This is a genomic window from Streptomyces yongxingensis (assembly GCF_055597465.1).
The window spans coordinates 4,306,821-4,325,110 of record NZ_CM145717.1 but is presented as its reverse complement, the minus strand read 5'-3'; the positions used below and the strand labels follow the sequence as shown (position 1 = coordinate 4,325,110).

18 protein-coding genes and 1 pseudogene are annotated in these 18,290 nt (G+C 72.5%); 10 read left to right on the top strand and 9 right to left on the bottom strand.

What is annotated here, in order from left to right; translation table 11 throughout:
• The first annotated feature begins 91 nt into the window (after nt 1-91).
• Nucleotides 92-835: a hypothetical protein gene (locus tag ACZ6TD_RS18115; protein ID WP_471355189.1), complete on the top strand. Its 744-nt coding sequence runs from the start codon at nt 92-94 to the stop codon at nt 833-835.
• A gap of 137 nt (nt 836-972) precedes the next feature.
• Here ACZ6TD_RS18115 and ACZ6TD_RS18110 read toward each other — a convergent pair whose 3' ends face one another.
• On the bottom strand, nt 973-1,518 hold the full coding sequence (locus ACZ6TD_RS18110) for a hypothetical protein (protein ID WP_471355188.1): 546 nt from the start codon (nt 1,516-1,518) through the stop codon (nt 973-975).
• 85 nt (nt 1,519-1,603) lie between these two features.
• On the opposite strand from ACZ6TD_RS18110, the gene ACZ6TD_RS18105 reads away from it, so the two are divergent.
• A complete protein-coding gene (locus ACZ6TD_RS18105; protein WP_471355186.1) occupies nt 1,604-2,563 on the top strand; it encodes a DMT family transporter in 960 nt (319 codons plus the stop codon).
• Nucleotides 2,564-2,617: 54 nt separating this feature from the next.
• On the opposite strand, the gene corA is transcribed toward ACZ6TD_RS18105, so the two are convergent.
• On the bottom strand, nt 2,618-3,718 hold the full coding sequence (gene corA / locus ACZ6TD_RS18100; protein ID WP_471355184.1) for a magnesium/cobalt transporter CorA: 1,101 nt from the start codon (nt 3,716-3,718) through the stop codon (nt 2,618-2,620).
• A gap of 449 nt (nt 3,719-4,167) precedes the next feature.
• Between corA and ACZ6TD_RS18095 the strand changes: the two genes are divergently transcribed.
• From ACZ6TD_RS18095 to ACZ6TD_RS18080, 4 genes are all read left to right on the top strand, one after another.
• Nucleotides 4,168-4,773, top strand: a complete 606-nt coding sequence (locus tag ACZ6TD_RS18095; protein WP_471355182.1) for a suppressor of fused domain protein — start codon at nt 4,168-4,170, stop codon at nt 4,771-4,773.
• Nucleotides 4,774-4,918: 145 nt separating this feature from the next.
• The gene (locus ACZ6TD_RS18090) at nt 4,919-5,560 is read left to right on the top strand and encodes a DUF6758 family protein (RefSeq protein WP_121824791.1); all 642 of its coding nucleotides are present in this window, start codon (nt 4,919-4,921) and stop codon (nt 5,558-5,560) included.
• Nucleotides 5,561-5,696: 136 nt separating this feature from the next.
• Entirely contained in the window at nt 5,697-6,551 is an 855-nt protein-coding gene (locus tag ACZ6TD_RS18085; RefSeq protein ID WP_471355180.1) for a PHP domain-containing protein, read from the top strand.
• 90 nt (nt 6,552-6,641) lie between these two features.
• A complete protein-coding gene (locus ACZ6TD_RS18080) occupies nt 6,642-7,247 on the top strand; it encodes a MarC family protein (protein WP_037952251.1) in 606 nt (201 codons plus the stop codon).
• Nucleotides 7,248-7,320: 73 nt separating this feature from the next.
• Here the strand turns inward: ACZ6TD_RS18080 and ACZ6TD_RS18075 are convergent, their stop codons facing one another.
• Nucleotides 7,321-7,473, bottom strand: a complete 153-nt coding sequence (locus tag ACZ6TD_RS18075; protein WP_020868604.1) for a hypothetical protein — start codon at nt 7,471-7,473, stop codon at nt 7,321-7,323.
• 214 nt (nt 7,474-7,687) lie between these two features.
• Between ACZ6TD_RS18075 and ACZ6TD_RS18070 the strand changes: the two genes are divergently transcribed.
• Nucleotides 7,688-8,617, top strand: a complete 930-nt coding sequence (locus ACZ6TD_RS18070; protein ID WP_137979428.1) for an NYN domain-containing protein — start codon at nt 7,688-7,690, stop codon at nt 8,615-8,617.
• Between the two features lie 33 nt (nt 8,618-8,650).
• Here the strand turns inward: ACZ6TD_RS18070 and ACZ6TD_RS18065 are convergent, their stop codons facing one another.
• Complete coding sequence (locus ACZ6TD_RS18065) at nt 8,651-9,517, bottom strand: alpha/beta fold hydrolase (protein WP_471355177.1); 867 nt, start codon at nt 9,515-9,517, stop codon at nt 8,651-8,653.
• Between the two features lie 122 nt (nt 9,518-9,639).
• Nucleotides 9,640-12,061: pseudogene (locus ACZ6TD_RS18060) on the bottom strand (DEAD/DEAH box helicase); the annotation flags it as partial.
• 305 nt (nt 12,062-12,366) lie between these two features.
• Here ACZ6TD_RS18060 and ACZ6TD_RS18055 point away from each other — a divergent pair.
• Entirely contained in the window at nt 12,367-13,176 is an 810-nt protein-coding gene (locus tag ACZ6TD_RS18055; protein WP_471355175.1) for a ferritin-like fold-containing protein, read from the top strand.
• 336 nt (nt 13,177-13,512) lie between these two features.
• Here ACZ6TD_RS18055 and ACZ6TD_RS18050 read toward each other — a convergent pair whose 3' ends face one another.
• The 4 genes from ACZ6TD_RS18050 to ACZ6TD_RS18035 form a co-directional block, all read right to left on the bottom strand.
• Entirely contained in the window at nt 13,513-13,785 is a 273-nt protein-coding gene (locus ACZ6TD_RS18050; RefSeq protein ID WP_471355173.1) for a hypothetical protein, read from the bottom strand.
• A gap of 203 nt (nt 13,786-13,988) precedes the next feature.
• On the bottom strand, nt 13,989-14,216 hold the full coding sequence (locus ACZ6TD_RS18045) for a DUF3107 domain-containing protein (protein ID WP_191067179.1): 228 nt from the start codon (nt 14,214-14,216) through the stop codon (nt 13,989-13,991).
• Between the two features lie 235 nt (nt 14,217-14,451).
• Nucleotides 14,452-15,093 carry a TetR/AcrR family transcriptional regulator gene (locus tag ACZ6TD_RS18040; protein ID WP_037952404.1) on the bottom strand — a complete coding sequence of 214 codons (642 nt, stop codon included), beginning with the start codon at nt 15,091-15,093 and terminating at the stop codon, nt 14,452-14,454.
• A 137-nt stretch (nt 15,094-15,230) separates the two neighbouring features.
• Entirely contained in the window at nt 15,231-15,461 is a 231-nt protein-coding gene (locus tag ACZ6TD_RS18035) for a hypothetical protein (RefSeq protein ID WP_471355171.1), read from the bottom strand.
• 250 nt (nt 15,462-15,711) lie between these two features.
• Here ACZ6TD_RS18035 and ACZ6TD_RS18030 point away from each other — a divergent pair, with 250 nt between their 5' ends.
• On the top strand, nt 15,712-16,746 hold the full coding sequence (locus tag ACZ6TD_RS18030; protein ID WP_471355169.1) for an alpha/beta fold hydrolase: 1,035 nt from the start codon (nt 15,712-15,714) through the stop codon (nt 16,744-16,746).
• Complete coding sequence (locus ACZ6TD_RS18025) at nt 16,730-18,250, top strand: DUF3152 domain-containing protein (RefSeq protein WP_471355167.1); 1,521 nt, start codon at nt 16,730-16,732, stop codon at nt 18,248-18,250. The genes ACZ6TD_RS18030 and ACZ6TD_RS18025 overlap by 17 nt, the downstream gene beginning before the upstream one ends.
• The last annotated feature ends 40 nt before the right edge of the window (nt 18,251-18,290 follow it).

Sequence of the window (18,290 nt, the reverse complement as noted above, 5' to 3'; positions counted from 1 at the left end):
GCCGGGCGAGGGTGCCACGGCACCCTGCGGACACGGCGGGACGGCACCGGTACGCTGCCCTACTGCACCGGCATCAGGAGGCAGAGCGGACGTGCGCACCCGGAACAGGGCGGTCGTTGCGGCGATGTGCGCGGGGTTGGCCGCCACGCTCGCCGCGTGTGGCGGCGGCGGGGAGAAGGACCCCGACGCGGGGACGAACGGCGTGGGAAAGCTCCCCGCCACGAAGATCGAGAGCAAGGCCCGTCAGGCGGCCGGCAGCGCGAATGCGGTGCGGCTCTCCGGCAATCTCGTCACCAGGGGAGCCACCTACAAGCTGAACATGCGGCTCAACGCCGACGGCGGCACGGGCCAGGTCTCCACCAAGGGCTCCAGCTTCGAGTTGCTGCGCGTCGGCAAGGAGCTCTACCTCAAGGCCGACGCGGGCTTCTGGTCGCACGACGGCGAGAGTGACGGCGGCGGCGCGGGCGACGCGGCGGGCAAGCTGGACAACAAGTATGTGAAGGTCCCCTCCGGCGACCCCTCCTACCAGCGGCTCAGCGGTTTCACCGATATGAAGCTGCTGCTCGACGGGTTGCTCGGACTGCACGGCAAGATCGCCACGGGCGACCGCGGGCAGGTGGACGGCGTGCGGACGATCACCATCAGCGCCGGTAAGGCCGGTGAGGGCGGCTCGCTCGACGTCTCCCTGGAGGGTCGGCCGTATCCGCTGCGGCTGCAGCGGGCGGGCGGCGCGGGGGTGATCCGGCTCGCGGACTGGAACAAGGGCTTCAAGCTCACCGCCCCGGAGAAGGGCCATGTGCTCGACTACGGGCAGCAGATCCCGGAGACGCCGTAGGCGCGGGTGCGCCGGTAAGGCTCCAAGGACGCGTCCTCACGGTCGCCGGAAAGGACGTGTCCTTGCGGTCGCCGGAGAGGACGTGTCCTTACGGTCGCCGGAAAGCCAGGGCGCGTCCTTTTGCGGTCGCCGACCGGCTAGGACGCGTCCTTACGGGCGTCACGCGCCCGCTTCTTGCGGCGGGCCAGCAGCTTGGGGAGCGCCGCCGGGATCGGGCGGCGGGTGGTCGCGGGGGACGGCAGAGGAGCCGCCGCCAGGGATCCGGTGGGGTGTTCGGCGAGCGCCCCGGGCGCGGGCTCCAGCCGCAGCACCCGGCACTCGCGCGCCCAGCGCTCGGCGATGTGGTCGGCGTCCGCCGCGTTCAGCCGCTTGCCCTTGAGCTCGTCGACCGCCGCGGTCCACGCCTCGCCGCCCGGGGTCAGCTCGACCACCCGCGCGGGCCAGCTCACCAGGCGCCCGCCCTTGTCCTTGCTGCGCACGGTCACGGTGGCGCCGCCGCCGTCGGCCAGTCCGAGGTCCTTGAGGGGCTGCTCGTCGGGCCCGTCCCCGACGAGGCAGACCGCGCCCTCGTGCCAGACGTGCCACAGGGCGCGCGGGGCACCCTCGGTGCCCTGGACCCAGATGAGGGCGGACTTCTTGGCCGCCTCCTCGACAAGGGCACGGTCCATCGGCGTCTGCGTCATGCCGACAGCCTAGGCCAGTCCCACTCCCGTCCCAGCCCGTGAAATGTCAGTTCCGTCGTAGGGCAACGCGCCTTACCCTGGCCGCGTGCCCACCGCCCGTGCCGCCCGCGCCTCAGCCGCCACGGCCACCTCCACCGCACCCGGTGACGGTGGCCGCTTCCACAGCCGTCCCGTGGACATCGCGCTCCTTACGGTCGCCATCGCCGGGGTCTCGCTCTCCGCGCCGCTGGCCGCCGCGACGGTGGCGCCCGCGCTCGCCATCGCCTTCTGGCGCAACGCCATGGCGGTGGGCGCGCTCACCCCGCTCGCCCTGTGGCGCCACCGCGGCGAGCTGCGCGGGATGGGCCGCCGGACGGCGCTGCTGTCGGCCGGGGCGGGGGCGCTGCTCGCGGTGCACTTCGGGGCCTGGCTGCCGAGCCTCCACATGACCTCCGTGGCCTCCTCGACCGCGCTGGTGACCACGACCCCCATCTGGACGGCGCTGCTGCTGCGGCTGCGCGGCCACCGCCCGCCCACGCTCGCCTGGCTGGGCACGGGGCTGGCGATCCTCGGTGTGGTGATCCTCACCGGGGTCGACCTGTCCGCCTCGCCGCGCGCCCTGCTGGGCGACGCGCTCGCGCTGCTGGGCGGGATGGCGGCGGCCGGGTACGTGCTGCTCGGGGCGGAGGTGCGCCGCTCGGTGAGCACCACCGCGTACGCCTACGTCTGCTACACCACCACCAGCGTGCTCCTGCTGCTGACCTGCCTGATGGCGGGCGCGGAGCTCGGCGGCTACAGCGGCACCACCTGGCTGCGGCTGGCCGCGCTGACGGTCACCGCGCAATTGCTGGGGCACACCCTCATCAACCGGGTGGTCAAGGGCCTCGGCCCGTCCGTCACCTCGACCGCGATCCTGCTGGAGACGCCGGGGGCGGCCCTGATCGCGGCCCTGTGGCTGGGCCAGATGCCGCCCGTGGCCGCCTACCCGGCGCTCGCGGTGATCCTCGGCGGGCTCGCGCTGGTCATCATCGCGGACGGGAAGGGCGCGTCGAACGAACCCGGCTGACGAGGTGCGTCAAACGACGCCGGCTGACGAGGCCCGTCCGCCCGCGGTCCGGCCCTACAGCCAGCCGTTGCGCTTGAAGCCGCGGTGGATCGCGAAGCAGATGCCCACCGTGACCACGAGCACGGTCGGGTAGCCGAACTTCCAGCGCAGCTCCGGCATGTAGTCGAAGTTCATGCCGTAGATCCCCGCGATCATCGTCGGCACGGCGAAGATCGCCGCCCAGGACGTGATCTTCCGCATGTCCTCGTTCTGCGCGACCGTGGCCTGCGCCAGATTGGCCTGGAGGATCGAGTTCAGCAGGTCGTCGAAGGCCAGCACCTGCTCGCTGACCCGCGCCAGATGGTCCGCGACATCCCGGAAGTACTTCTGGATGTCCGGGTCCACCAGCCGCATCGGACGCTCGCTCAGCAGCTGCATCGGCCGCAGCAGCGGTGAGACGGCCCGCTTGAACTCCAGGACCTCGCGCTTGAGCTGGTAGATCCGGCCCGCGTCGCCGCCCCGCCGGGAGGTCGCGGCCGAGAAGACGTCGATCTCGACCTCGTCGATGTCGTCCTGGACCGCGTCGGCGACCGCGAGATAGCCGTCGACCACCTGGTCGGCGATGGCGTGCAGCACCGCCGAGGGGCCCTTGGCGAGCAGCTCCGGGTCCTGCTGGAGCCGGTGGCGCAGGGCGCGCAGCGAGCCCTGGCCGCCGTGCCGGACGGTCACGATGAAGTTCCGGCCGGTGAAGCACATCACCTCACCGGTCTCCACGACCTCGCTGGTCGAGGTGAGTTCGGCGTGTTCCACGTAGTGGATGGTCTTGAAGACGGTGAAGAGGGTGTCGTCGTACCGCTCCAGCTTGGGCCGCTGGTGCGCCTGCACCGCGTCCTCGACCGCCAGCGGGTGCAGCCCGAACTCCTGGGCGATCCCCGCGAACTCGCGCTCGGTCGGCTCGTGCAGCCCGATCCAGGCGAACCCGCCCTCCTCGCGGACCCGCTCCATGGCCTGCGCCGGGCTCACGTGTTCGCTGACCCGCTTGCCGTCGCGGTAGACCCCGCAGTCGACCACGGCGCTGGTGACCGACGGGTCACGCGTCGCGTCGTAGTCGCTCGCGGTACGGGAACGGCGCAGGGCGGGGCGAACGGCTGCGCGCAGGTCACGGATCATCGACATGACGGGCTCCTTCACAGGCCGGCCGTCAGCGGCGGGCGCGCGGCGCAGCGCGGCGCCCGGAAGGTGGACGTACGACATCCGGTGCCCGTACGTCCGCAAAGCGGGCGGCGCTCCGTGCGATGGCGCTGACGGAAGGTTCTTCGGAACTGAACAAAGCGGTACGAAGGCGCTCTACCGTCAGATGCCCTGGATGCGAGTGGGCTTCGCGTGTTTCACCGCCCAGCGGCGGGGTACGGAAGGCTCAGATCATGAAGTCGCATACCAAGGGGAAACGACGGGAGAACTGTCGGTACTGCACGGTCGACTAGGATCCACCGCAGCCCCACCTCCTCCGGCCGGTCCCCCGTGAGGGACGATCTGTAACTCCCTGGGCAGAGATTAAGGCTATCAGTCGGCAGAACCGTTACGTCGCCGCTTTGCCTGTTCGATACGCGATCTATGCTCACCGCATGTCAGACGTTCTTCAGCTGGTCGAGGCCCGGTTGATCACCGCGCTGGGCGAGCCGGACGCCCGCGCCGCCGTCACCTTCGTCGGTACGGACCGCATCGAGGTGCTGCGATTCCGCGATGAGAGCGATGTGATCCGCTACGCCACCCTCGGCATGTCGGACCACCCGATGACCAGCCCGACCGCCGCCGTCGCCGACCCGCTGCGCGGGCCGCGCGCCGAGTTGGTGCTGACCGTAAGGACGGGCGGTTCCGGCCCCGACCTCGCCGTCCTCGACGAGGTGCTCCGCCCGCTCGCCGTGCTGGCCGCCTCGCCCCAGGTCGAGGGGGTCGTGGTGACCCCCGGCGCGTCGCTGGACCTCGGCGGGCCGCTGTGGCCGGGGGCGCCCTTCACCTCCGTCCTGGTCGCCGAACCGGGCGGCCTGGTCGAGGACTTGGAGCTGCTGGAGCCCATGGAGCCGGTGCGCTTCCTGCCGATGCTGCCGATGACCACGAACGAGGCGGCGTGGAAGCGGGTGCACGGCGCCGGCGCCCTCCAGGACCGCTGGCTGCGGTACGGCACGGATCTGCGCGACCCGGTGCGGCCCGGGGTGCCGTTGTCGGGCTGAGATCCGTACGAAAGGGCCGCGGTGCCCCCCGAGCGGGGCCGGACGGGAACCGCGGCGGGGCCGGACGGGAACTGGTGCGGCCCGTGACCTCCGGACGGGTGATCGTCCTTGACGCGGCGACGACCGGGGAGGACCGTGGGGCCCTATGAGGGGCGAACCCAGTTGCCCGAAGTGCGGTGGCCGGGTGCGAGCGCCCGGTCTCTTCGCCGACTCCTGGCAGTGCGGCGTGCACGGCACGGTGCACCCCCTCCAGCCGGTCGTCCCGCCGAGCGTCGAAGCACTCGTGGTCGTCACCAACCGCGCCCGGGTGCCCGTATGGATGCCGTGGCCGCTGCCCGTGGGCTGGCTGTTCACCGGTGTGGCCTGCGCCGGGGACGACCGCAGCGGCGGCCGCGCCACCGCCGTGGCCTGCTCCGGCCCCGGACCGCTGGGCGGCCCGGGTGAGCTGCTGCTGATCGCCGAGGAGCTGGGCGTCGGCCTCGGCGCGCGTTTCGCGGGCCTCCCGGGGCCCGATCCGGGCCCGGGGATGCGGGTGGACAAGCCGCCGCACGTCAAGGTGCTGGCCGCCGGGCGGCCCACCCCGCTGTGGCATGTCGAGGGCACCCCGGACGACCGCGCGGTCTTCGCGGGCGAGGCGTGCGGGCTGTGGCTGTGGGCGGTCGTCTGGCCCGAGCAGACCGGGCTGCTGATGTACGACGAGATGGTGCTCACCGATCTGCGGGACGCGGGGGCGGAGGTCGACCTGGTGCCCTGCGGGGCGCTCTCCCCGAGGCTGCTCTCGCCCTGAGTCCTTTCGCGGCCTGCTTCCGCCTCCGGCCGATGGGTCATGCACAGGTCAGGGCCCGCCGACCCGGGCAGGTCCGGGCGTGGTTATGCTGGGGCGTCCCCTCGGTCCATCCCGAACGCAGCTTGGAGTCCGTGCCGTGCGCATCGATCTGCACACCCACTCCACTGCGTCGGACGGTACGGACACCCCCGCCGAGCTGGTACGGAACGCCGCCGCCCAGGGTCTGGACGTCGTCGCGCTCACCGACCACGACACCGTCGGCGGCTACGCGGAGGCGACGAAGGCGCTGCCCTCCGGGCTGACGCTGGTCACCGGCGCCGAGCTGTCCTGCCGTCTGAACGGGGTCAGCCTGCACATGCTGGCGTACCTCTTCGACCCGGCCGAGCCCGAGCTGGCGCGTGAGCGCGAGCTGGTGCGCGACGACCGGGTGCCCCGGGCCCGGGCGATGGTCGCGAAGCTGCGCGAGCTGGACGTGCCGATCACCTGGGAGCGGGTGGCGGAGATCGCCGGGGACGGGGCCGTCGGACGGCCGCACATCGCCACCGCGCTGGTCGAGCTGGGCGTCGTGGAGACCGTCTCGGACGCCTTCACCCAGGACTGGCTGGCCGACGGCGGCCGGGCGCATGTGGAGAAGCACGAACTGGACCCCTTCGAGGCGATCCGGCTGGTCAAGGGCGCCGGCGGGGTCGCGGTCTTCGCGCATCCGCTGGCCGTCAAGCGCGGCCAGTGCGTCCCGGAGAGCGCGATCGGCGAGCTGGCGGCGGCGGGCCTCGACGGTATGGAGGTCGACCATATGGACCACGCCGAGGACACCCGTGCGCGGCTGCGCGGTCTCGCCGCCGAGCTCGGCCTGCTCACCACCGGCTCCAGCGACTATCACGGCAGCCGTAAGACCTGTCGGCTCGGCGAGTACACGACCGATCCCGAGATCTACGGGGAGATCGTGCGCCGGGCGACCGGGGCCTTCCCGGTGCCGGGCGCGGGCGGCTGAGCCCCCGCTTCTTCCTCTGCTCCGCCTTCCCTCCGTTTCCCGTACCGCATCAGCACCGCACCGCTGCTCGTTCCCGCAAGGCCATTCACCGTGTTCGACGTCGCCGTCTTCGGCTCCCTCTTCCTCACCCTGTTCGTGATCATGGACCCGCCGGGCATCACGCCCATCTTCCTCGCGCTGACCTCGGGCCGCCCCGCCAAGGTCCAGCGCAGGATGGCGGGCCAGGCGGCGGCCGTCGCCTTCGGCGTCATCGCCGTCTTCGGCATCGGGGGTCAGCAGATCCTCGACTATCTGCATGTCTCGGTCCCCGCGCTGATGATCGCGGGCGGGCTGCTGCTCCTGCTGATCGCGCTCGATCTGCTCACCGGTAAGAACGACGAGCCGACCCAGACCAAGGACGTCAATGTCGCGCTCGTGCCGCTCGGCATGCCGCTGCTGGCCGGGCCGGGAGCGATCGTCTCGGTGATCCTGGCCGTCCAGCACGCGCGCGGGATCGGCGATCAGGTGGCGGTGTGGACCGCGATCGCGGCCATGCATGTCGTGCTGTGGGTCACCATGCGCTACTCGCTGCTGATCATCCGCGTGATCAAGGAAGGGGGAGTGGTGCTGGTCACCCGGCTGTCCGGCATGATGCTCTCCGCCATCGCGGTGCAGCAGATCATCAACGGTGTCATCCAGGTGGCCCACACCGCCTGACACCCACGAGCGCCCCCGTACCGACGGTACGGGGGCGCTCGACGCTCTGTGCTGCTGGGAGGGCCTTACGGCACTACCGGGCGGCGGTGTCGGCTGGACGGATGTAGATGCGCTGGCCGATTGCGGCGGCCTGCTGCACGATCCGGTTGACGGAGGCGGCGTCCACGACGGTGCTCTCGATGGCGCTGCCATCGATGTCGTCAAGGCGCATGATCTCGAAGCGCAAGGCTTCTCCCTTCGTCTGATCCTCCTGAAGGAGAACTGATGTGTACGGAGTCGCGCAGCGTCGCTGCCGCGCCCTCCTGTACGTGTTCAACCAGAGGGTCCCCCGAAAACATTCCCTACGCTAATAAAATTTTTTCGCAGCCTAAGTATCCGCTGGTAGCCGGGGCAGGGTCCGGTTGTGCCCCTCACAGAGCCGCCCGGAGAATGAACCGCGTATGAGTGACGTCATGCCTCCGGGCCAACCAGACCTCGCCTCGATCGTCGCGGGCATCGAGCGCACGAACGAGCTGCTGCAGCGCGTACTCGCCGAGGTCGCGACCACGCCCTCGACCCACGCGATCTTCGTGGACGCGGGGTACGTCTACGCGGCGGCCGGGCGCCTGGTCGCGGGCACGGAGGACCGCCGGGCGTTCGAGCTGGACGCCGAGGGGCTCATCGAGGCGTTCATCGACAAGGCGCGCACGATCTTCCCGGACAGCAGGCTGCTGCGCGTCTACTGGTTCGACGGCGCCCGGCGCCGGATCCACACCCCGGAGCAGCAGGGCATCGCGGAGCTGCCCGACGTCAAGGTCCGGCTCGGCAACCTCAACGCCAACAACCAGCAGAAGGGCGTCGACTCGCTCATCCGCTCCGACCTGGAGTCCCTCGCCCGCCACCGCGCCATCGGCGACGCCGTGCTGATCGGCGGCGACGAGGACCTGGTCTCCGCCGTCGAGGCGGCCCAGGGCTACGGGGCACGCGTCCACCTCTGGGGCATCGAGGCCCTCGACGGGCGCAACCAGGCCGAGCCGCTGCTGTGGGAGGTCGACAGCCAGCGCACCTTCGACCTCGACTTCTGCAAGCCGTACGTCACCCGGCGGGCCACCGGCTACGAGCCGAACGGCGACGCGCCCCTGTGCGGGCCCGCCCCGACCCGGGACGAGGTGCGCTTCGTCGGGGCGCAGATCGCCGCCCAGTGGCTGTCCTCACGCGGCCGTGAGACCCTCGCCGAGCTGCTGCCCGGCCATCCGTATCTGCCCGGCTCCGTGGACCAGGAGCTGCTGATCGACGCGGAGGGGCTGCTGCGGCTCTCGCTGCGCGCCCACGCCGATCTGCGGCGGGCCCTGCGGGACGGCTTCTGGGAGCATCTGCAGGCCCAGTACTGAGCCCGCGGGGTTTCGTTTAGGGGGGCCTCGGGCTCAGCCGACGTCGCGCCAGAAGGAGATCAGGGCGTCGGCGGTGGGATGGGCCCGCTCGGCGTTGGGGGAGTGCCCGGCGCCCTCGATCACGGTCCGGCGGGCGGCCAGCCGTCCGGCCATCTCGTCCATCAGCGGCACCGGCCAGGCGTAGTCCGCCTCGCCCGACAGCACATGGACGCGCAGCCGCAGCGCCGCCAGCTCATCGACCCGGTCCGGCTCGTCGGACAGCTGCCGCCCGGTGACGATCAGCTGCTCCGGTACGGTCCCGAGCCAGCGCTGGTGCAGGAACTCCGCCACCCCGGGCGGCGTCGACGCATCGGCCGCCTCGGGCGGATCCAGCTCGCGCATCGCCTGCCATACGGACTCCATGTCCATCACGGTCAGCGCGTCGATCAGCAGCTTGATCCGGGCGCGCTGCGGGGCGGAGATGGCCGCCGGGCCGGAACTCATGATCGTCATCGAGGCGAAGGCCCCCGGGTCGCGCAGTGCGGCGGCCCGCGCGATCAGCCCGCCGAGCGAATGCCCGAGCACATGGACGGGGTCCTCGGTCGCCGCGCTCAGGGCGGTGACCTGCGCGAGCAGGTCCTGCGCCAGCTCGTCCTGGGCGTACGCGGCCTCCTTACGGGGGCCAGGGCTCTCGTGCTGCCCCCGGCCGTCGACGGCGACGGCCCGGAATCCGGCCGCGGCGAGCGGCTCCAGCAGCGCGATGAAGTCCTCCTTGCTCCCGGTGAACCCCGGGACCAGCAGGACGGTCCCGCGCGCCGCCGAAGCGGGCCGCGCGTCATGGACGGCGAACTCGCCGCGCGCGGTCCGGAGGCGGTACGCGCGGGCGCTCGCGGGCAGTGTGAGAAAGGGCGGCCTGCTCATGGGACGAGGCTATACAGCGCGCGGGAAACGGCACATGAACGCCCAGGGGCCCGTACCGCGGTGTCGCGGAACGGGCCCCTGGGCGTGTTGTCGCTGTGGCGTGCTGCCTTCGTGCTGCTGCGTCAGCCCTCGACCGTGGCCTCGACGGCCTCGGCCGCCTTGGTACCCGTACGGCGCCGGGGCTTGGCGGGCGCGGCCTCGGCCTCGTCCGCCGCCGGTGCCGCCGTGGCGGCCTTGGCGCGCGTACGGCGCCGCGGCTTGGCGGCTTCGTCGCCGTCGGCGGCCTCGGTGGTGCCTTCGGCGGTCGTGACAGCGGCCTCCGCGGCCTTCGTCGCCTTGGCGCGGGTGCTCCGCGGCTTAGCGGGAGCCTCGGCGGCCTCCGCCTCCGGCTGCGCGTCGACGGTGTCGGCCTTGGCGGCGGCGCGAGTGCGACGCCGGGGCTTGGCCTCCTCCGTCGTCCCTTCGGCCGTCTCGACGGCGGCTTCGGCCGTCTCGGTGGCCTTACGGGTGCGGCGGCGCGGCTTGGCGGGGGCCTCGGCGGTCTCGGCGGCGTTCACCGGCTCCGTCGTGCCCTCGGCCGCTTCGACGGCGGTGACGGCGGTCTCGGCCGTCTCGGCAGCCTTACGGGTGCGTCGCCGTGGCTTGGTCGCCTCGGTGGTGCTTTCGGCCGTTTCGACGGCGGCTTCCGCCGCCTCGGTGGCCTTACGGGTCCGGCGGCGCGCCTTGGCGGGGGCTTCCACGGCCTCCTGTGCCTCCGCCGTCGTCACCGCCGCTTCCGCGGCCTCGGCGGCGTGCGTGGACTCCTCCGTAGCGCCCTCGGCGCTCTCAGCCGTCTCGACAGCCGCTGTGGCCGCCTCGGCGGCCCTCGCGCCCCGCGTGCGGCGGCGGCGCGGCTTGGCGGCGGCCTCGGCGGGCTCCGCCTCCGGCTGGGCCGCCTCCGCCGTGTCGACGGCGGCCGTGGCCGCCTCGGAGCCGGTCGTCGCCATACCGCCGCGCGTACGGCGGCGTCGGCGGGGCCGGCGGGGTTCGGTGGCACCCTCGGCGGTGTCGGCGGCGGACTCGGCCGCCTCCGCGCTCTCCGGAGTGCCCGCGCCGTCCAGGGTCACACCACCACGGGTACGGCGCCGGACCCGGCGGCTGCGCGCGGGGCGCTCCTCCGCCACGGCCGGGGCGGCGGCCCGGCCGTGGCGGCCTCCACGGCCGCCGGTCTCGCCCAGGTCCTCGACCTCCTCGGCGGCGAGCCCGGCCCGGGTGCGCTCGGCACGCGGGAGCACACCGGTGATGCCCTGGGGGATGCTCAGCAGCTCGTAGAGGTGCTCGGAGGTGGAGTACGTCTCCTCCGGGTCGTTGAACGGCAGGTCCAGCGCCTTGTTGATCAGCTGCCAGCGCGGGATGTCGTCCCAGTCGACGAGCGTGATCGCGATGCCCGAGGCGCCCGCGCGACCCGTACGGCCGATGCGGTGCAGATAGGTCTTCTCGTCCTCGGGCGACTGGTAGTTGATCACATGCGTGACGCCCTCGACGTCGATGCCGCGCGCGGCGACGTCGGTGCACACCAGCACGTCGACCTTGCCGTTGCGGAAGGCGCGCAGCGCCTGCTCGCGCGCCCCCTGACCGAGGTCGCCGTGGACCGCGCCGGAGGCGAACCCGCGGCGCGAGAGCTGATCGGCGATGTCGGCGGCCGTGCGCTTCGTACGGCAGAAGATCATCGCGAGGCCGCGGCCCTCCGCCTGCAGGATGCGCGAGACCAACTCGGGCTTGTCCATCGAGTGGGCCCGGAAGACATGCTGGGTGGTGTTGGCGACGGTCTGGCCCTCGTCGTCCGGCGCGGTGGCGCGGATGTGCGTGGGCTGCGACATATAGCGCCGGGCGAGACCGATGACGGCGCCCGGCATGGTCGCCGAGAACAGCATGGTCTGGCGCTTGGCCGGGAGCATGTTGATGATCTTCTCGACGTCGGGCAGGAAGCCCAGGTCGAGCATCTCGTCGGCCTCGTCCAGGACGAGCGCCTTGACGGCGGAGAGCCGCAGCTTCTTCTGGCCCGCCAGGTCCAGCAGTCGGCCCGGGGTGCCGACGACCACGTCGACACCCTTCTTCAGGGCCTCTACCTGCGGTTCGTAGGCGCGGCCGCCGTAGATCGACAGGACGCGGACGGCGCGGACCTTACCGGCGGTCAGCAGGTCGTTGGTCACCTGCTGGCACAGCTCGCGAGTGGGGACGACCACGAGCGCCTGCGGGGCGTCGGTCAGCAGCTCGGGCTTGGCCCGGCCGGCCTCGACGTCCGCGGGGACGACGACGCGCTCCAGCAGGGGGAGGCCGAAGCCCAGCGTCTTGCCGGTGCCGGTCTTGGCCTGGCCGATGACGTCGGTGCCGGAGAGGGCGACCGGAAGCGTCATCTCCTGGATGGGGAACGGGGACGTGATGCCGACGGCTTCCAGGGCCTCGGCAGTCTCGGGGAGGATCCCGAGTTCTCGGAAGGTGGTCAGGATGCTTGCCTCTTCTGTGAGCGCGGCGGGAGGCGGCGAAGGGGGTCGCACGGCGCCCGGGTGCACCGGCCTTGGGGAGGGCCGGTTCGGCGCGGGACCACGGCCTTCGCTCGAGCGCTCACGCCGCGAGCGGGTCCCTCCTGCCGTGCGCATAGGTGCTGCGCGCCGCGCGGAGGGCGGTCGGGTTTGGAGCCGATCGGGCCACCGACCGGGCATCCGCATTCGTGGAACGACCCGCCGATACTCGACGGGCGCATTTATCACTGTACCCCGTAAGCGCGCATCTGTGACCGGGCTGTCCGATGCGGGGCCTCCGTGGGCATGGCTGACCAGGGCCTTCCCCGGGGCGCGGAGCGGGCTATTGTGCGCTTCATGGAGACGCCTGACACGCCTGAGACGCCCGCCGCGACCACCGGGGACCGCGCCGGGGACGACGCAGCTCCGGGGAAGGGCGGCGGGGAGAAGGCCCCGGAGCCCACCGGGATCGCCGCCCAGGACTGGGACACGGCTGCCGCCGATCCGCAGTACCGGGCCGCCGTGGTGGATCTGCTCGGCGCCCTCGCGTACGGCGAGCTGGCCGCCTTCGAGCGGCTGGCGGAGGACGCGAAGCTGGCGCCCACGCTCGAGGACAAGGCGGAGCTGGCGAAGATGGCGTCCGCCGAGTTCCACCACTTCGAGCGGCTTCGGGGACGGCTCTCGGCGATCGGCGAGGAGCCCACGGAGGCCATGGAGCCGTTCGCGGCGGCGCTGGACGGGTTCCACCGCCAGACCGCGCCGTCCGACTGGCTGGAGGGCCTGGTCAAGGCGTATGTGGGCGACTCGATCGCCAGTGACTTCTACCGCGAGGTCGCGGCCCGGCTGGACTCCGACACCCGCGATCTGGTGCTCCAGGTGCTGGACGACACCGGCCACGCCTCGTTCGCGGTCGAGAAGGTGCGGGCGGCGATCGAGGCCGATCCGCGGGTCGGCGGGCGGCTGGCGCTGTGGGCGCGGCGGCTGATGGGCGAGGCGCTGTCGCAGGCCCAGCGGGTGGTCGCGGACCGCGACGCGCTCTCCACGATGCTGGTCGGCGGGCTGGCCGACGGCTTCGACCTGGCGGAGGTGGGCCGGATGTTCTCCCGGATCACCGAGGCCCACACCAAGCGGATGGCCGCCCTGGGGCTCGCCGCGTAGGGGGTGTCCGCGGGTCCGTGACACCTGCGGCGGATCCTTCCCCTCGCCGCAGCACCGATAGCAGCACCGGTATGCGGCTCCGCCGCGTGCCGGGCTCCGCCCCGAACCCCGGGGTCCAGGGGCGGAGCCCCTGGTTACGGGAAGGGGCGGGGAGGGGAAAAGCACCGATATGCGGCTCCGCCGCGTGGTCCGCCGGACATCCCGTAGGTCCGAACGACTCCCGTAGGTCCGAACGACTGCGGAACGAGGGGCTCCGGCGGCCGGTGGCGCTCCGGAGCCCGGGTGGACAGGGCCTACAGGCGGGGCCCGAGGGCCTGGGCTTGCGGGCCCACGGCCTTACGCCGTGACCGAACGCCGGCGGCGCGTCCTGGCGGGGCGGATGAGCAGCGACAGCAGCGCTGCCGAGAAGCCGAGCGCGACGATCAGCACGGCCGCCGTGTGCCCCGAACCCAGCACCGTATGGGTCAGCAGAGCGCCCAGAAGCGCGGCGGCGGGGCCGGTGGACAGGACGAGGGGCCGTGCGGGCAGCCTTCGGGGGAGCCGGTGGAGCGCCCCGTACGCGATGACGAGACCGATCAGTGCCGAGGCGAGCGCTTCCCAGAACAGCATTGGCGCGTCCTTCCCGTGAGCGGACCGGGACCGATACGTGATCACGAGTCGGTCACGCCCGTCCTACCCGTGCCCGACCGGAGGCAACCCTGTCCATGGGGGCGGTCTGTGGCGCACGGCGAGCCGGGCGTCGCGTGCGAGCGCAAACAGCGGCGGGGTCCGGTGGTCTTGTTCCACCGGACCCCGCCGCCGTGGGTGAATCCTCAGGCCGCGCCGAAACCGACCTTGCGGGCGGTCGGCTCGCCGAGCTCGACGTAGGCGAGCCGGTCGGACGGGACCAGGACCTTGCGGCCGTGGTTGTCCTCCAGGGTCAGCACCTGAGCCTTGCCGCCGAGCGCCTCGGCCACCAGGCGCTCGACCTCCTCGGCAGACTGCCCGCTCTCCAAGGTGATCTCGCGGGGCGCGTGCTGCACGCCGATCTTGACCTCCACGGCCTTGTCCCTCCGACGGTCAAATTGGGGTAGCGCGGCCATCCGCGCTGTACATCAGCACACACTAGCCGGGCGGGGACACCCGCCGGGGGCCGCGGGCGCACGCCGGCAGCGAACACGCCCGCCGCCGCGAACACGCCTCTTCGCGGCCGGGAACGGTCCCCGGCCGCTCAGTGGCCGCGCCCATCGCGCCCATCCGCCCCGCCGCGCTCGGCGGGTCCGCTCGGCGGTCCGCTCAGTGGCCGCCCTCGGCCCCGTGCAGCGGGAAGCCCGCGATACCCCGCCAGGCCAGCGAGGTGAGCAACTGCACAGCGGTGTCCCGCGGCACGGCGCTCTCGCTGGAGAGCCAGTAGCGCGCGACCACCTGGGACACCCCGCCGAGGCCCACGGCCAGCAGCATCGACTCGTCCCGGGACAGCCCGGTGTCCTCGGCGATGACCTCGCAGATCGCCTCGGCGCACTGCAGCGAGACGCGGTCCACGCGCTCGCGCACCGCGGGCTCGTTGGTCAGATCGGATTCGAAGACGAGCCGGAAGGCGCCGCCTTCCTCCTCGACGTAGGCGAAGTACGCCTCCATGGTCGCCGCGACGCGCTGCTTGTTCTCGGTGGTCGAGGCGAGCGCGGTGCGCACCGCCTGGAGCAGGGCGTCGCAGTGCTGGTCGAGCAGGGCCAGATACAGCTCCAGCTTGCCCGGGAAGTGCTGATACAGCACCGGCTTGCTGACCCCGGCGCGCTCGGCGATGTCATCCATCGCGGCAGCGTGGTAGCCCTGCGCGACGAAGACCTCCTGAGCCGCCCCCAGCAGCTGATTACGTCGGGCTCGGCGCGGCAGGCGCGTACCCCGTGGGCGCGCCTCGGTCTGCTCGATGGCTGTCACGCCGCCTCCCAATGAATGATCCCTGTGCACGATGTCCATCGCGCCCGCCATCGTACTTTTGGGTAACAGTGCGGCGCGCTGTCCGTGCGGAGAATTTCACGTACCGGACTCTATGAAAAGCCCATAAATGACGCTGGTCACCGGTAGTCCTCCTCGTTCTCCTCGACGATCCGTGCCTGTTCCGCCCGGTCGGCCTCGTTGGCTTCCAGGAACTCGTCGGCCCTGGGCCGTTCGTCGCGGCGGGAGATCACCTCGCGGTGCTGTTCGACGGCGTCCGCCTCGGGAGCCTCGACGTCGCGCGCGGCGGTCTCGTCGGTGTTCTCCACGGAGTCCTCGAAGGTGTCGGGGTCGGTTGGGTCGATGGACATGTACTCCCCTTCCCTGTTCCCTGTGGCGGCTTCGCACCGCTGGTTCGCCAGTGGTGGGCGCCAGTGATGGGTTCCCACTTACGGCGGCTTTCCACCGACGGCTACCCAGTGGCGGCCGTGCGGTGACAAGCCAGTGGCAAGGTGATCGCCCCTGTGACTTACGAGCCTAGGAGAGGTCACTTTCGGACGCTACGCGGTCTGTGAGCGTGAACACACGATCGCGCGCGTGATCGTCTCGTAACATTGCCGCATGTCTTCGACCGAGCCGCCGGAAGCCCGCATCGTCGCGGCGGTGCCGCCCGCGAGGTCCGTGCGGGTCGGAGCGGGTGAGAAGCTGCGAACAGCCGCCCTTCCGGGGCTCACGATGACCGTGCGCTGCCGTCCGCCGTCCGCCTCCGGGCTGCCGCCCGCGCTCTTCGTCCACGGCCTCGGCGGCTCCTCGCAGAACTGGTCGGCGCTCATGGAGCTGCTGGCCGACCGGGTGGAGGGCGAGGCGCTCGACCTCCCCGGCTTCGGCGACTCCCCGCCGCCGGACGACGGCAACTACTCGATAACCGGCCATGCCCGCGCGGTGATCCGCTACCTCGACGCACAGGCCCGCGGACCGGTCCATCTGGTCGGAAATTCGATGGGCGGCGCGATCGCCACCCGCGTCGCCGCGGTGCGCCCGGATCTGGTGCGCACCCTCACGCTCGTCTCGCCCGCGCTGCCCGAGCTGCGCCCGCAGCGCACCGCGGTGCCGACCGGCCTGCTCGCGGTGCCCGGGGTGACCCGGCTGTTCACCCGCTTGACCAGGGACTGGGACGCGGAGCGGCGCACCCGCGAGGTGATGATGCTCACCTTCGGCGATCCGTCCCTGGTCACCCGGGAGGCTTTCGCCCACGCGGTGGAGGAGTTCGAGCGCCGGCTCTCCCTCCCGTACTTCTGGGACGCGCTCACCCGCTCGGCACGCGGTGTCGTCGACTCGTACACCCTGGGCGGCCAGCACTCCCTGTGGCGCCAGGCCGAGCGGGTGCTCGCCCCGACGCTGCTCGTCTACGGCGGCCGCGACCAGTTGGTGTCCGTAAGGATGGCGGACCGGGCCAACGCCACCTTCCGCGACTCGCGTCTGCTGACGCTGTTGGACGCCGGGCATGTCGCGATGATGGAGTATCCCGAGGCGGTGGCGCGCGGGATGCGCGAGCTGCTCGACGACGTTGATCAACGAGATGACCGGGACAGCCGGGAGGCGCGGGGGGCCGTACCGGTGTCCGGCGCGGACGGGAGCGGTGCGGCGCGTGGGTAAACACAGCGCACGTGGCAGCCAGGAGGGCCGGGAACGCCGGTCCGTCGTGGCGGGCTCCGGCCAGGGGCAGGGCTCGGGCCCCGAGTTCGTCGAGTACAGCGCGTCCGGCGAGGCCCCCGCGGCCGGCGACGGCAGACCGGGGACCGGGCGCCGCCGGGCCGCACCGGGGCCCGGCGCCCCGGATCCCGGGGTCACCCCGCCGCAGGGCGTGCCGAGGCTGCCTTACGGAGCCGGCGGGCCCGCGGCGCGCACCAGGGGCGGACATCCCGAGCAGCGCGAGGCGGGCGGCGGCTGGGGCGCGGTCGGCGGCCGCGGCGGCGGTCCGGGCGGGCTCAGGGGCCCCGGTGGACCAGTCGGTCCCGGCGGTCAGCGGCCCCCTTACGGCATGCGCACCATGAACCCGCCGCAGCGCCCGACCACGGGCGGCACGGGCGGCGCGGCAGGTCTGATGCCCGGCCCGCGCAAGGAGTACGTCGAGGCGTTCGACACCCCCGACGCCCTGGACTGCGACGGCGACGACGTCTTCGCCGCCGGTGCGCCGGGCGGAGTGCCCCCGCAGCGCCGTACGCGGCGCGGGGCCACCCCCTCCGAGGGGATCGGCGGCGGCTCGGGCGGCGACGGCGGGAGCGGGCCGGACGACGCCGAGCAGGAGCCCCCGGGCAAGGGGGCGCGCGGTGTCACCAAGGGCGGTAAGGGGCGCACCTTCACCGGTGTCGCCGCCGCGGCCGTGACCACCGTGCTGGCCGTCGTGGTGGCCGGACAGGTCGCGAGCGGACCGCAGGGCGGCGGCGGTAAGACGCAGGCCCAGGGCGGCTCGGAGCGCGGCGACGACGCCGCCTCCCGCGGCTCCCACACCGACGACGGCCGCGGTGCGGCCCGCTCGGCGGGCTCGCCCGCCCCCGTCACCTATGACGAGAAGATGGCGGCCCTCTATCCGCTCGACGCCAAGCTGCGCGGATCCGGCGCCTTCCGGACCGTCGGCGGGCACGACAAGGCGCCCGGCCGCGGCCAGGTGCTGCGCTACCGCGTCGATGTGGAGAAGGGATTGCCGCTCGACGGCGAGCTGTTCGCCGAGGCCGTGCACAAGACGCTGAACGACGACCGCAGTTGGGGGCACGGCGGCGTTCGCACCTTCGAGCGGGTCTCGTCCGGGCATGCGGACTTCGTGATCACCCTCGCGAGCCCCGGGACCACGGCGGCGTGGTGCGCCAAGTCCGGCCTGGACACCACCGAGGACAACGTCTCCTGCGACTCGGCGTCCACCGAGCGCGTCATGATCAACGCCTACCGGTGGGCGCAGGGCGCCAAGACCTTCGGCGACGACAAGATGCACTCGTACCGCCAGATGCTCATCAACCACGAGGTGGGCCACCGTCTCGGCCACAACCACGAGATCTGCTCCAAGCAGGGCGCGCTCGCGCCCGTGATGATGCAGCAGACCAAGTTCCTGTCGACGGACGGCGCCACCTGCCGCCCCAACGCCTGGCCGTTCCCCAAGGGCTGACGGGCCCGTACCGGCCCATATAGCGCCTCGCAACGCCTGA